This window comes from Leifsonia sp. NPDC058248 (assembly GCF_042881905.1).
Lineage (GTDB): Bacteria > Actinomycetota > Actinomycetes > Actinomycetales > Microbacteriaceae > Leifsonia.
The window spans coordinates 143,117-156,415 of sequence record NZ_JBHVXB010000009.1 but is presented as its reverse complement, the minus strand read 5'-3'; the positions used below and the strand labels follow the sequence as shown (position 1 = coordinate 156,415).

The 13,299-nt window shown below is 67.9% G+C and carries 12 protein-coding genes and 1 pseudogene; 8 read left to right on the top strand and 5 right to left on the bottom strand.

What is annotated here, in order from left to right:
• On the bottom strand, positions 1-765 hold the full coding sequence (locus tag ACFVV5_RS15555; protein WP_387245891.1) for a universal stress protein: 765 nt from the start codon (positions 763-765) through the stop codon (positions 1-3).
• 228 nt (positions 766-993) lie between these two features.
• Between ACFVV5_RS15555 and ACFVV5_RS15550 the strand changes: the two genes are divergently transcribed.
• The 6 genes from ACFVV5_RS15550 to mgtA all read left to right on the top strand — a co-directional run bounded on the left by ACFVV5_RS15550 (position 994) and on the right by mgtA (position 8,161).
• The gene (locus tag ACFVV5_RS15550; RefSeq protein WP_387245889.1) at positions 994-2,685 is read left to right on the top strand and encodes a GAF domain-containing protein; all 1,692 of its coding nucleotides are present in this window, start codon (positions 994-996) and stop codon (positions 2,683-2,685) included.
• Between the two features lie 5 nt (positions 2,686-2,690).
• A complete protein-coding gene (locus ACFVV5_RS15545) occupies positions 2,691-3,344 on the top strand; it encodes a response regulator (protein ID WP_387245887.1) in 654 nt (217 codons plus the stop codon).
• A 75-nt stretch (positions 3,345-3,419) separates the two neighbouring features.
• Entirely contained in the window at positions 3,420-4,337 is a 918-nt protein-coding gene (locus ACFVV5_RS15540; RefSeq protein ID WP_387245886.1) for a universal stress protein, read from the top strand.
• Entirely contained in the window at positions 4,337-5,212 is an 876-nt protein-coding gene (locus ACFVV5_RS15535) for a universal stress protein (protein WP_387245884.1), read from the top strand. Before ACFVV5_RS15540 ends, ACFVV5_RS15535 begins: the two co-directional genes overlap by 1 nt.
• A complete protein-coding gene (locus ACFVV5_RS15530; protein ID WP_387245882.1) occupies positions 5,205-5,480 on the top strand; it encodes a hypothetical protein in 276 nt (91 codons plus the stop codon). The genes ACFVV5_RS15535 and ACFVV5_RS15530 overlap by 8 nt, the downstream gene beginning before the upstream one ends.
• The gene (mgtA, locus tag ACFVV5_RS15525) at positions 5,477-8,161 is read left to right on the top strand and encodes a magnesium-translocating P-type ATPase (RefSeq protein WP_387245880.1); all 2,685 of its coding nucleotides are present in this window, start codon (positions 5,477-5,479) and stop codon (positions 8,159-8,161) included. The genes ACFVV5_RS15530 and mgtA overlap by 4 nt, the downstream gene beginning before the upstream one ends.
• On the opposite strand, the gene ACFVV5_RS15520 is transcribed toward mgtA, so the two are convergent.
• Both ACFVV5_RS15520 and ACFVV5_RS15515 read right to left on the bottom strand, forming a co-directional pair.
• A complete protein-coding gene (locus tag ACFVV5_RS15520; RefSeq protein ID WP_387245878.1) occupies positions 8,158-9,537 on the bottom strand; it encodes an MBL fold metallo-hydrolase RNA specificity domain-containing protein in 1,380 nt (459 codons plus the stop codon). The genes mgtA and ACFVV5_RS15520 overlap by 4 nt on opposite strands.
• Before the next feature lie 2 nt (positions 9,538-9,539).
• Positions 9,540-9,980, bottom strand: coding sequence for a hypothetical protein (locus ACFVV5_RS15515; RefSeq protein ID WP_387245876.1), 441 nt, complete (start codon positions 9,978-9,980; stop codon positions 9,540-9,542).
• Between the two features lie 72 nt (positions 9,981-10,052).
• Here ACFVV5_RS15515 and ACFVV5_RS15510 point away from each other — a divergent pair.
• Positions 10,053-10,379 (top strand): annotated as a pseudogene (locus tag ACFVV5_RS15510) (cation:proton antiporter); the annotation flags it as partial.
• A gap of 73 nt (positions 10,380-10,452) precedes the next feature.
• Positions 10,453-10,833, top strand: coding sequence for a cation:proton antiporter (locus ACFVV5_RS15505; RefSeq protein ID WP_387245957.1), 381 nt, complete (start codon positions 10,453-10,455; stop codon positions 10,831-10,833).
• Between the two features lie 52 nt (positions 10,834-10,885).
• Here the strand turns inward: ACFVV5_RS15505 and ACFVV5_RS15500 are convergent, their stop codons facing one another.
• Together ACFVV5_RS15500 and ACFVV5_RS15495 are read right to left on the bottom strand one after the other, a co-directional pair.
• Positions 10,886-12,769: a heavy metal translocating P-type ATPase gene (locus tag ACFVV5_RS15500; protein WP_387245874.1), complete on the bottom strand. Its 1,884-nt coding sequence runs from the start codon at positions 12,767-12,769 to the stop codon at positions 10,886-10,888.
• 64 nt (positions 12,770-12,833) lie between these two features.
• Entirely contained in the window at positions 12,834-13,121 is a 288-nt protein-coding gene (locus ACFVV5_RS15495; protein WP_387245872.1) for a DUF5652 family protein, read from the bottom strand.
• Positions 13,122-13,299 lie beyond the last annotated feature (178 nt).

Below are 13,299 nucleotides of genomic sequence, written 5' to 3'. Positions count from 1 at the left end.
TCACCAGTCCTCCTCGGATTCCGGCAGCAAGTCGGCGGCGACGAATTCGTATTCGTCGCCCACGACGATCACCGGGCTAGTGATGTTGGTCAGAACGTCGTGGCTCACCGACCCGAGCACGGACGAGGCGATTCGTCCCCGTCCTCGCGTCCCGATCACGAGCAGCTCGGCGTTCCGCGCTCTCTCGATCAGGGCGGCAGCGGGATTCTGCCGGACGACCTCCGGCACGATCCGCACCGCCTCGGAGGTCGCGACCTGATCTATGGCGTCAACCACGAGCGCGAGTTGGGCTTCCTCGAAGCGCGGGTCCGGATGCACGTGGGGGAGAAGCTCGTCCTCGAGGACAGGAGGGACGTTCCAGGCGTGCAGCGCGGTGACATCCGCACCGAGCCAGCCCGCCTCCCGTATCGCGGTCGCGAGTGCGGTGAGCGCTTGTGGGGAGCGGTCGATTCCGGCCAGCACGCCGCTGCGACGCGCACGGCCGATGTCGGGGATGACGGCCACCGCGCACTCCGCCTTCGCGGCCACCGTGAGGGGCAGCGTGCCGACCCGCGGACCGCTGGCATCCGGCGACTTGTCCGTCCCCAGGACGACCAGACCGGCCGTCGCCGAGCGACGTACGAGTTCGTGCACGGGCCTGCCGTCGAGCCACGTCGTCGTCATGTCCAGCCGACCGCCGCGGGTCGCGACGCGATCCGCGGCCCAGTCGAGCGCGCGCTTCGACGATGTCGAACCGTCGACACCGACGACAGTCAGATCGTTCATTTGCGTTCTCCGCTCTTGTCATCCCTTCGATCGTTTCGCGCCGGATGCTCGGCGCGAAGTGCCGAAAGTCCCATGGGACTTTCGTCCTCGCCCGTCGAGGCGCCGGGTGTTGACTTGTGAACACGCCCCCGACCGTCGGGCGTGGCTAGACTTCGGTGAAGAGGCGACCCACCTCGATGGAGACTCGAGCACTGTCACGGATGCCCGGGCGAGCGGACTGGACGGCCTGTGGCTGAGGACGACGCGATCACCTTCCCGGATGCGCCCCGCGGTGAGTTGGACCGTGCTCTTCAGGAACTGGTGGAGCGCGCGAACGACGTGATGAAGACCCAAGGCAGACTGCGTGCCCTCGTACGTGCCAACCAGGCCGTCGTCTCCCATCTCGATCTGCCGACGGTGCTACGCGCGATCGTCGACGCTGCCGTCGAACTCGTAGAGGCACGATACGGAGCACTCGGTGTCGTCGCCGAGCAAGGCGGACTGGAGCAGTTCATCCACGTCGGGATGACTCCGCGGCAGGTGGAGGACATCGGGCACCTGCCCGAGGGGCACGGACTTCTCGGCGCGCTGATCGACGACCCCCGACCGATTCGCCTCGACCGTATCGCCGACGATCCGCGCTCCGCCGGCTTTCCGGCCGGGCATCCGGCGATGAACTCGTTCTTGGGGGTGCCGATCCGGGTTCGAGATTCCGTGTACGGCAACCTTTACCTGACGAATCAGGTCGATGGCCAGTTCACACACGAAGACCAGGAGCTCATCAAGGCTCTGGCAGCGACGGCCGGCTTCGCGATCGACAACGCACGCCTGTTCGCAGAGACCGAAGCGCGCCAAGCATGGAGCGCCGCGAGCGCAGGCGTGACGTCGGCACTGCTCTCCGGCGAGACAGCCGAAGCTCTCGTGGAGCTCGTCGACCATGTCGAACGACTGACGAAGTCCGGCCTGGTGTGCGTTCTGAGCGCCGGACGCAACCCCGGAAGCGTGGACGTCCTGGTCGCGCGCGGAAGCCGATCGACCGGTCTCGACGGCACTGAGTTGCCACTGGACAGCGACCTCCTGCGTGGCGCGATCGAGAGCTCGCAGCCTCAGCGCGTCGAATCGTTGGACGGTGTCTCTTTCCGGTCCGGATCGTGGACCCCGGGGCCCGCCCTGATCGTGCCCCTCCGGACCGTCGACGATTCGACCTCCATTCTCGTGGCACTCAGGGAGCAGGGTGCTCCCTCCTACACGACCTTCGACCTGGAACGTGTCGCCGATATTGCCGGCCAGGCCGGACTCGCGATGGAACTCGCACGTTCGCGCGCCGACCGGCAGCGAATCCTGCTGCTGGAGGACCGGACCAGGATCGCGCGCGACCTGCACGACCACGTGATCCAGCAACTGTTCGCCGCCGGTCTCGAGCTGCAGAGCATCGAAGCGGAGCTGGGGCCCGGGCGAATCGCCGACCGCGTCGAGGGCACCGTCGACACGCTCGACCAGGCGATCTCACAGATCAGGACGATCATCTTCGCCCTCTCCCATTCCGGCCCGAGCAGCGGCGTCCGTCACCAGTTGATCGACCTGGCAGACCAGTTGAGCGCCGGACTTGCCCACCCGGCCACGGTCGCCTTCGCGGGCCCGCTCGATCTCGTGGTCACCGGCGAGCTGGTCGACGACGTGGTGGGATTCATCCGAGAAGCGCTCACCAATGTCGTCCGGCATGCCCAGGCGACTTCTGCGGCTGTCTCGGTAACTGCGGTGATCGACTCGGTGACCGTCATCGTCGAGGACGACGGCGTCGGACTGCAGGGAGCAACCCGGCGAAGCGGACTGCGCAACGTCGCGGAGCGCGCAGAACGACACGGAGGCACGCTGGTGGTGGAGTCGAGCGGACGCGGGACACGGCTGACGTGGGCAGTCCCGGTCGGAAAGCAAGAGTGACAGCGATGTCCGACGCGACCATTCGCGTGTTCCTCCTGGACGATCACGAGGTGGTCCGGCGTGGGATCGTCGGGCTGCTGGACGCCGAGACGGACATCGAGGTCGTCGGTGAAGCCTCGACCGCGCGCGAAGCGCGGGCCAGGATCCCGGCGACGAAGCCCGACGTCGCCGTGCTCGACGTGCGCCTCCCTGACGGAAGTGGAATCGACGTGTGCCGGGAGATCCGGCAAACGCTGCCGGACGTCAAATGCCTGATCTTCACCGCTTACGACGATGACGAGGCGCTCCGTGCTGCCGTGATCGCGGGGGCATCCGGGTACGTCATCAAAGACATCCGCGCAGGCCGGCTCCTCGAGGCGATCCGGCTGGCCGCCGCGGGCAGGCCGCTCATCGACCCAGCGATCAAGAGCAAGGTCGTGGACCAGCTCAAACAGTCGCAACACGATCCGACCTTCGACTCGCTCGGCCTGAGGGAGCACCAGATCCTCGCGCTCATCGCGGACGGGCTGACCAATCGTCAGATCGCCGACCGGCTGGGGCTCGCGGAGAAGACCGTGAAGAACTACGTGAGCTCGCTTCTGGCGAAGCTCGGACTCGAGCACCGCACCCAGGCGGCCATCCTCCACCTCGAGCACAAGCTCTCCACCGAATCCTTGTAGGACTTTCGACACTGCTCGCGGGGAGCGATCGACGCCACGCTGAAATCATCGGAAACCGAGCCATCGGAGGATGTGATGAGCGAGAAGATCGTCGTGGCGGTCGACGGGGACCCCGCACACCGGGCGCCCGTCGCGTGGGCCGTCGATCGTGCCATGCGGACGGAGGCGGAGATCGAAATGCTCTACGTCATCCAGCGATCGTGGGGTGACCGGGAGCCGGCGCCGGAGCGTCTGCTCGTCGCGGCGGCGCAAGCGGTCCTGGACGCCACCGCGGACTATGCCGAGCGGCGAGCGCGCACTCACGCGAGTGCGCCGAAACGGACTCTGGCCGTGTCGGGGGCGACGAGACACACCCAAGAGCTGGACTTTCCGGCCACGCGCTGGACGTACGGGCGCGTGGCCGAGGAACTCGATCTCGCGTCGCACGACGGTGACCTCCTGGTCGTCGGAGTGCACCGGACGCTCAGCACCGAGCACGCCTTCAGCGGGTCGCTGGGCTTGCGGGTCGCTTCGAGCGCGGCCTGTTCGGTGGCGTTGGTCCCACACGATTGGGCCGCTGGACCGGCGGGAGTCGTCGTGGGTGTCGACGGCACCCTCCCGTCGGAGACAGCCCTCGCCTTCGCCGCCGACGAAGCAGCGTCATCGGGCGAGACTCTCACCATCGTCTGTGCCGGCTTCAGTGCTAACCCTCTGCTCGCCGGCCTGGTGCCCGAGATCTCGCTCGGGGATCGGCGACAGCACATCGTCGACGGCGCCGCTGAAGTCGTCCGCGACGTGCATCCGGACGTCGGCGTCGTGAAGCGCGTCGTCGAATCGTCGCCGGCGAGCGGTTTGGTGACCGCGGCCGCAGACCACCGGATGCTCGTGCTCGGCAGCCGAGGACGTCACGGCGCCAAGCGCGCCTTGCTCGGATCGGTCGGCCACGACGTGATCTTGAACCTCCGCACTCCGGTCGTCCTCGCACGGGATCTGACCGAGGACGGCGACGCCTGATGACCGAGAAGACCGTCGTCGGCTGGGACGGCTCCGCCAAGGCGGACGTCGCTCTGGACTGGGCTGTCGACCGCGAGAGGGCTCGTCACGGCGCGCTGGACGTCATCGTCGTGGTCGACGAAGGGCTCTTCATCGGCGACGACGATGCGTTCGAGCGAGCGTTCGACGTCCAGGAGCGGAAGCTCGAGGGCGCAATCGCACGGGTGCGCGGGCAGGCGCCGGACGTCGAGATCCGGAGCGCTATCCTGCGGGGCGATCCGACCGATCTGCTTGCCGCACAGACCGGGCCCGGCACCCTCCTCGTCGTCGGGACGCGACGCAGAACAGGTCCTCGTGCCCGTTTCGGGTGGTCCCTCGGCGCGCGGCTTGCCGCCGCGTCGGCGGGACCTGTCGCGATCGTGCCGGAACTCGGCACCGACGAGCCGCGACGGGTGGGGGTCGTGGTCGGGATCGACGGATCGCATGTCGGCGATCGTGCGCTCGACTTCGCCGCCCGCGAGGCCTCCCGTCGCGGGGAGCCGCTGACCATCGTGCACGCGTGGCTCGAGCCTCTCGCCTGGCAGCCCGAGGCCATGCCGGACGACGACTTCGTCGAATCCATTCAGGCGGCCCGCCGCGAAATGCTGGACGATCGCGTCCGCCGAACGGCCGAACACCATGTGGGCATCACCATCGAGTCCGTTCTCGTCCGCGGCGAGCCGGTCATCGCGCTCCGCGACGCTTCCGGCGCTGCGTCGGCGCTCGTCGTCGGCAGTCGGCGCCTGGGCAACTGGAAGCGGGCATGGCTCGGGTCGGTCTCACACGGAGTGATCCTCGACATGGTCAGTCCTGTCATCGTCATCGGACCTGAAACGGAGACCGCGCATCATGACTGACACAGAACGCAGTGAACCGGTCAGTGTCGTGCTGGAGCAAGACGTGCCCGTTCGCCTGGTGTGGAAAGGGACCCGCTACTACGTGGACGAGCCCCCGATCGCGCTCGGCCGGACCCGCCCCACCGCAGAGGGAGAAACCCCGCACCCCGCGCTCGTCACCGGATGGCGCATCCGCTGCTCTTCCGTCGACGGCGACTTGCACCTGTTCGAAGTGAAGAACTGCGGTCGCGCGCGGTGGAGCCTCGCGTCGGTGCAGGACTGCGCGTGACGGTTAAGGACAGCCGGCGCGCACCGGCCGGTGAATCGGACCTCCTCCGCGCGGCAGCGTCCTGGCCGACCGACGAGGTCCTCCGGTTCGCGGCGTCCGGACCGGATGGTCTGACGGATGCTGAGGCAGGAGCGAGACTCAGGTCGGTCGGCCCCAACGCGGTGCGCGGGCACCGTGCGCGACCCTGGCTCGTGCTCCGGCGGCAGTTGACGAGTCCGATCCTGATCCTGCTCTTCATCACCGCAGTCGTCTCGGCGTTCCTGGGGGACGCAACCAACTCCGTCATCATCACCGTCATCCTCCTCGTGAGCGTCGGTCTCGGATTTGTGAATGAGTTCCGCGCCGAGCGGGCGGCCGACGCCTTGCACGACCAGGTCAGGTACAACGCGGTCGTGCTGCGGGACGGCGGACGCCGTTCCGTCGACGTCGTCGATCTGGTCCCCGGAGATCTCGTGGTGCTCGCCGTTGGAAGTGTCGTCCCCGCCGACCTCCGCCTGCTCACGTGCGATGAACTGCAGTGCGACGAGGCGATCGTGACCGGCGAGTCACTGGCGGTGGCGAAGGATCCCACTGCGGCGCCGGCGGGAGCCGGGCTCGGCGATCTGACCAGCTGCGCGCTCATGGGCACGGTGGTCCAATCGGGGAACGGAACAGGCGTGGTCGTCGCCACCGGACCACGCACCGAATTCGGTCGGATCGCCGTCGGGCTCGGAACTCAGGTGCCTCAGACCGAGTTCCAGCGAGGGCTCGGACGTTTCTCGCTCCTCCTCCTCGAGGTCGCCATCGCTCTCACCTCGGTCATCTTCGTCGCCAACTTGCTCCTGCAGCGTCCGTTGATCGAATCGCTCCTCTTCTCCCTCGCGATCGCGGTCGGGATCACGCCGCAGCTGCTGCCTGCCGTCGTCAGCACGAGCCTCGCCACCGGGTCGCGCGCTCTGGCGAAACGGAGAGTGCTGGTCAAACGGTTGGTGTGCATCGAGGACCTCGGAGACATGGACATGCTCGTCACCGACAAGACCGGCACCCTGACCGAAGGGCACATCAGCTTCACGGCTGCGATCCCGGTCGCGCCCGGGGTGCAAGCGCATGAGGTGGAACTGCTCGGGCTGTTGGCGACCGAGACCGACTATTCCGTGCCCTCCCCGTCGATGGTCGGTCTCAACGCTCTCGATTCGGCGCTCTGGGCGAGCGTCGCAGCGCAGGGCTTCGATCCCGCTCAGTACCGCAGGCTCGACCTGATTCCGTTCGACCACGACCGCCGGATGACCACTGTGCTGGTCGCGGACTCCGCCGGGCGCTACCGCTTGATCAGCAAGGGCGCACCTGAGGACCTCATGCGGCGCTGTATCGGACTGCCGTCGGGCGCCCAGGCCGCCCTCGACGCGCAGTACGACGCGGGAGCTCGGGTCGTGGCGGTCGCGGCACGGGACGCCGGCCCGGCCACCAGGATTCGACCGGGCGACGAGCGGGATCTCGCCCTCGTCGGACTCCTGATCTTCGTCGATGCGCCGAAAGCCGACGCGCGCGAGTCGCTGGAGCGACTGGCCGAGCTGGGAATCGCGGTCAAGATCGCCACCGGCGACAACGCCCGAGTCGCCGAGAAGGTGTGCGCGGAGCTCGGGATGGCGTCGACCGGAACCCTCACCGGCGAGGACATCGATCGGCTCGACGACGACGCTCTCGGCGAGAGCGCTCGCCGGACGACGATCTTCGCTCGTGTCTCGCCGCAACAGAAGGCACGGGTCGTCAAGCTGTTGCGCGAGAAGGGTCGTTCGGTCGCCTTTCTGGGCGATGGCGTCAATGACGCGCTCGCACTCCACCACGCCGACATCGGCATCTCAGTCGAGTCGGCGGCGGACGTGGCGAAGGACGCAGCCGACGTCCTCCTGCTCGACAAGGACCTCGCCGTTCTCGCGAGCGGCGTCATGGAGGGCCGTCGCATCTTCGCAAACACCATCAAGTACGTGCTCATGGGGACGAGCAGCAATTTCGGCAACATGTTCAGCGCCTCGATCGCTTCCGTCCTCCTCCCTTTCCTCCCGATGCTCCCCGGTCAGATCCTCCTCAACAATCTGCTCTACGACGCCGGGCAGCTGGCCATTCCGACCGATCGCGTCGACCGGGAACAGCTCCACGCGCCGTCGCACTGGGACATCGCCTACATCCGCCGGTTCATGCTCCTCTTCGGCCCGATCAGCTCCCTGTTCGACTTCGCCACGTTCGCACTGATGATCTTTGCGTTCAGCGCGGCCCCGTCGGAGTTCCGGACGGGCTGGTTCATCGAGTCGATCGCCACCCAGACGTTGATCATCTTCGCAGTGCGTACCCGTCGGGTGCCCTTCTTCCGCAGCCGGCCTTCTGCCGCCTTGACGATCGCCTCCCTGGGCGTTGTGGCCGCCGGTGTCTGGTTGCCGTTCTCGCCGCTTGCGGGTGTGCTCGGGTTCGCACCCATCCCGCTGCCGTTCTTCCTCGCGCTCGTCGGGATGGTCCTGGCCTACCTCGTGCTGGTGGAGGTCGCGAAGCTCTGGTTCTTCTCGCGTGCCGCCCAGCGGCCGGCCGCAGCGGTCCGCCGGCGCGGCTATCCGCACCGCGTGGTGAGGCGTGCTGCGCGGTTCACCGCCAGGTCGCCGCGCCCCTCAGCGCGCGGCCGATCCGGGCGTGTCGTCGGGCCCGCGGACTAGGCTCGAGCGATCGCGGTGACGTCCACCGTCTCGCCGAGGTCGGGGACGCGGACGGGCCACCCGAGTGTTCGCTGGATGCGCAGCCGTAGCGCGTCGGATGCTCCCGGCTCTCCGTGGGTCACGAAAGTCGCTTTCGGCGGCACAGGGGCGGCTCGGAGCCACTCGAGGATCTGCGAGGCGTCGGCGTGGGCGGACAGGGATTCCAGTGCGACGACCTTTGCGCGGATAGGAACATCCTGGCCGTAAATGCGCAACGACCTCTCACCGCGTTGCAGGGCCGCCCCTCGGGTGCCGCCGGCCTGGAACCCCGTCAGCACGATCGCGTTCCGCGAGTCCGATCCGTAGGCGATGATGTGGTGGAGGACGCGTCCTCCTTCGAGCATCCCGCTCGCTGAGATGATCACGGCTGGACCGCCACGAAGGTTCAGGAGCTTGGATTCGTCGACGGTACGGACGAGCGTTGCCAGGCCGTACATGTTCGCGAACTCGTGCGCGGAAATGCGGTGCTCCTGCGGGTACCGCTCGTAGATGTCGGACGCGTTGACCGCCATCGGACTGTTGAGATAGACCGGCACGTCAGGGATCGCGCCGAGCTCGCGCAGCCGTGAGAGATGCAGGAGTAGCGTCTCTGCGCGTCCGACGGCAAAGGCGGGCAGGATCACGAAGCCTCCGCGCCCGCAGACCCGGGTGATCACGTCGCCCAGGCGCGAGGACGGGTCTTCGGGAGGGTGCACGCGATCGCCGTACGTCGACTCGGTCACGAGCACGTCGGTTTCCTCAAGGGGTCGCGGTGGCTTCATCAAGGTGTCGTCGGCCCGTCCGAGATCGCCGGTGAAGTGAACACGCGTGCCCCCGGCCTCCACGCGCACCTGGGCGGCACCGAGGATATGTCCGGCGGGCACGAAATGGGCGGACACGGCGTCGCCCAACGGCACTTCGTCGTCGAACGGGTGGCTGCTGAAGCGTTCGAGCGCGGCCATCGCGTCCCTCTCCGTGTACAGCGGACGTGGCTGCTCATGCTTAGAGGTGTGGTGCCGGGAGGAGTACAAGGCCTGCTCCTCGAGGAGCCGGCCGCTGTCGGGGAGGATGAGTCCGCTGAGGTCTGTCGTGCCGTGGGTGGCATGGATCCTGCCGCGGAACCCGTCGCGCACGAGCGCGGGCAGGTAGCCCGTGTGGTCGAGGTGCGCGTGCGTGATCAGCACCGCATGGATGCTGCTCGGGTCGACCGGAAAGGGTTTCCAGTTGCGCTCGCGGAGCGCCTTGTAGCCTTGGAAGAGCCCGCAGTCCACCAGGATGCGCCCCGCCGAGGTGTCGAGCAGGTAGCGGGAGCCGGTCACGGTGTCCGTCGCACCGAGGAACCGCAGCGTTGTGTCCATCGTCAATGGGTTCCGGACGCTCGGATGCTCGTGCGCCGTGGAGCGAACAGTCCGAGGCCGAGGATGACCAGACCCAGTTCCGCGAGCCCGGCGGCGAAGTACAGCGCCTGCAGGATGCTGAACGGGATGAACATCATCTGGACGAAGATCCAGATGAGCAAACCGAACCCAGCGATCGTGACAGCCAGCGGACCGGCGGTCGATCGACGGCCGATGAGGATAGCGGCGAGGACATGCGTTCCGCCCACGACGACCGCGAGGAGGAGACCCGGAAGGACATAGGAGGTGAAGGGACTGTCGCCGAGAAAGGCGCGGTCGGGCACGATCGCGCCGGAGGCTGTTTGAGCGAACGAACCCACGAGCAATGCGATGCCTCCGGCGATTGCCGTCAGCCCGATCGTCGCCGTCACTGTGACGAGAGCAATTCGAATCCAGGGTTTCATGGTGCCTCCTCGAGTCCCTGAACCAGAGTGACGCGTACGAGCCCGGCGCAGTAGGGACGAAAGGCCCGTGCAGTGACCGGCCTCGGCCACCGTATCTCGCGAGCAGTCGTCGCTAGGGTGGGCGTTGTGAGCTTCTCGCTGCTGGCGCTGGTGGTGCTCGTCGGGCTCGTCGGGCCGCTGCTGTCCGCCCGGACGTCGTGGCGGGTGCCGGTCGTCGTCGGGGAACTGGCGGGCGGGCTGCTCATCGGCGTCTCCGGGCTGAGGCTCGTGGACCCGACGGTGGACGACTTCCGTCTGCTGGCGAACATCGGGTTCGGCCTGACCATGGTCGTGGTCGGGTCGCAGATTCCGGTGAGGGACCCGGCATTGCGGGCGGCGCTGCCCCGTGCGGTGCTCGGCGCTGCGGCGGTCGGAGTGTGCGCTGCTGTGCTGGGGGTGGTGATCGGGGTGGGATTCGGAACCGGGCACGCGGCTGTCTACGGTCGGCGAACCCCATCGGCTCGCCCGTCAGCTCTTCGGCATCACCGAAGGCTTCTTCGGCCCGCTCTTCTTCGTGTGGCTCGGCGCCTCCCTCGACCTGCGCGCCTTCGCGGGGCATCCGGCGATGATCCTGCTCGGCGTCGTGCTGGGCGTCGCGGCCGTCGTCGCGCATCTCGCCGCCCGCGCGGCCGGACTGCCCTGGATGCAGGCGGTCGCCTCGGCAGGCCAGCTGGGGGTTCCCGTGGCTGCGGTGACCCTCGGCATCCAAACTGGTGCTTTCCTCCCGGGTGAAGACGCTGATCACCGTCGCCGTCTCCGCGGCCGCGACCGGCTCCCTGGCCGCCGCGGCGCAATCGCCGCCCGCTCCCATTGACCGGGCGCTCTGCCAGCTCGACGACGGGCCGCGGCGCAGCAGGTGTATGCGCTCACGGGAGCACAGTGGCGGTCGTCGCCGCGCGCTGCCGCATCCGGGACTGGCGTGCGTCGAGGCGGACGCCGACCGCCCGTAGGGCTGCCAGGATCGTCGTCAGGTCGACGAGCTCTTGGATGAGGGCTCCGGCGGTCGCGGGGATCAGGCCGAATGCGGCGATCGCCATCAGGACCACGGAGACGGCGATCCCCAGCCAGATGCTCTGCAGGGCGATCCGGACCGTGTCGCGTCCGAATTCGACCGCGCTGGCGACACGGGAGATGTCGTCGACGAGGATGACCGCATCCGCCGACTCGCTGGCGGCTGTGGCGCCCTTGGCGCCCAGAGCGATGCCCACATCCGCTGCTGCGAGAACAGGCGCGTCGTTCACGCCGTCGCCGACCATGATCACCGGCCGCTTTGCGATGCCCCTCACCTCAGCGACTTTGTCCGCCGGCAGACATTCGGCCCTGACCCGAGTGATCCCGAGCTCGGTCGCGATGTGCTGCGCGGTCTCGGCGGCATCCCCGGTCAGCATCATCGTCTGCCCGACGCCCAGCTCCTGCAGGCGCTGCAGCATGGCTCGCGCATTCGCTCTCACGCTGTCGCTCGCCAGCAGAGCGCCCGCATACACTCCGCCGATCCCCACGTAGACCGCCAGCTCGCCCGGCGCGATCGACGTGCGACGGGCATCCGGAGCATGCTGGGCGACGAATGCGAATTTTCCTACCACGACCTCTCTGCCCTGGATGCGCGCGACGACGCCGTTCGTCGCAGCCTCCTGTGCGGACTCCGCCTCGTGCAAGGGAAGCCCGCGCTCGACGGCCGCGGCGATCATCGAGGCCGCGAGCACATGCGAGGAATACTGCTCGGCGCTCGCTACCGCGACCAGAAGGTCGTCGGCAGTGAACGGAGCCTCCGGTCTGACGTCGGTGAGGGCCGGTGTCCCGTGAGTGAGGGTGCCCGTCTTGTCGAACACAACGGTCTTCGCCGCCGACAGCTGCTCGAGCACACCGCCGCTCTTCACGATCACACCGTTGCGCGCCGCCCGGCTCATACCGCCGATGAACGCGACGGGCGCCGCGATTAGCAGAGGACACGGTGTGGCGAGCACCAGGACCTCGGCGAAACGCACCGGATCGCCGCTCGCCGCCCAGGCGATCGCCCCCAGCGCCAGAGAGAAGATCGTGAACGGCACGGCGTAGCGGTCGGCGAGCCGGACCACCGGCGCCTTGCTCTCGGCCGCTTGGGCGACGAGAGCGACGATCTGCTGGTATTGGCTCCCTGACGCCTGCTCCGTTGCGCGGATCTCCACCGCCTCCTGTCCGTTCACCGATCCGCTGAGTACGGTGTCGCCGGCGTGCTTTTCGACAGGGATGCTCTCGCCGGTCAGAGAGGATTCGTCCACGGTCGTTTCGCGCGAGAGCAGCACGCCGTCGACCGGGACGATCTCCGACGGGCGCACGAGCAGGATGTCGCCAACCTGCACGTCGTCGACAGGCACATCCCGGTACCCGTCGCCCATGGTGCGGTGCGCGAGCTGAGGGGAACGCGTGAGGAGGGCATCCAGTTCGCGCTTGGCTCGGCGGTTCGCATAGTCCTCGAGCGCTTCGCCGCCGCTGAGCATGAGCACGACGACCAGAGCGGCGATGTACTCGCCGACCAGGACGGTCGAGACGATTGCGGTCACCGCGAGAATGTCGAGACCGAACTCCCTGCGGGCCATGGACCGGATCATCCCGATCGACTGCCAGCCGGCGACACCGAGGGAGTATGCGCTGAACACCCATTGCGTCAGCCAGCCAGCGCCGGCGACCGCCAGGATCACACCGGCCAGTGCGACCGCGACGGTGAGCGTGACCACCCAGTATCGTCGTGCGAGACCGATGACGCGAGGCATTCCGCCAGTCTCGCTGCGCCGGCGGTCATCGCGCGATCCCCTCGCACCGCGTGACGGAGGCAGGCTAGGTCTCTTCCGTGTGCCCGACCTGCTCGGGTTCACCGGTGACGGCCAGAACGGACTCCTCGGAGACTTGCCTGCGATGGCGGGATCCGCTGACTCCGAAGAGGTACACGGCGTCGAGGACCCCGAGAGTGTTTGTGACGAGGAGCGTGACGAACCACGGCTTGCTGTCGTCTTTCGCCGCCTGCCACAGGGAGACGCCCTTCCAGGCGAGCGTCCATGCGACGGCCGCGATGATCAGCCCTCGTGCTGCGGGCGGGGGCATGTGGTTCGCGTGAGTAGTGGACATCCCAGTGCGTCCGAAGTGTGAGCGCCCGGACTGAGGGTGGTGCCCGCCGAATGATGACGTCCCACTGGATTGCCAGTGCATGATGGTCCGATCTCTCGTAATTGAGTCATCGCGTCCGACGATGTGAATTCCGTGCTCTTCGTCTAGACAAGGCGCGTTCCGCCTCCCTCAGTAGGGT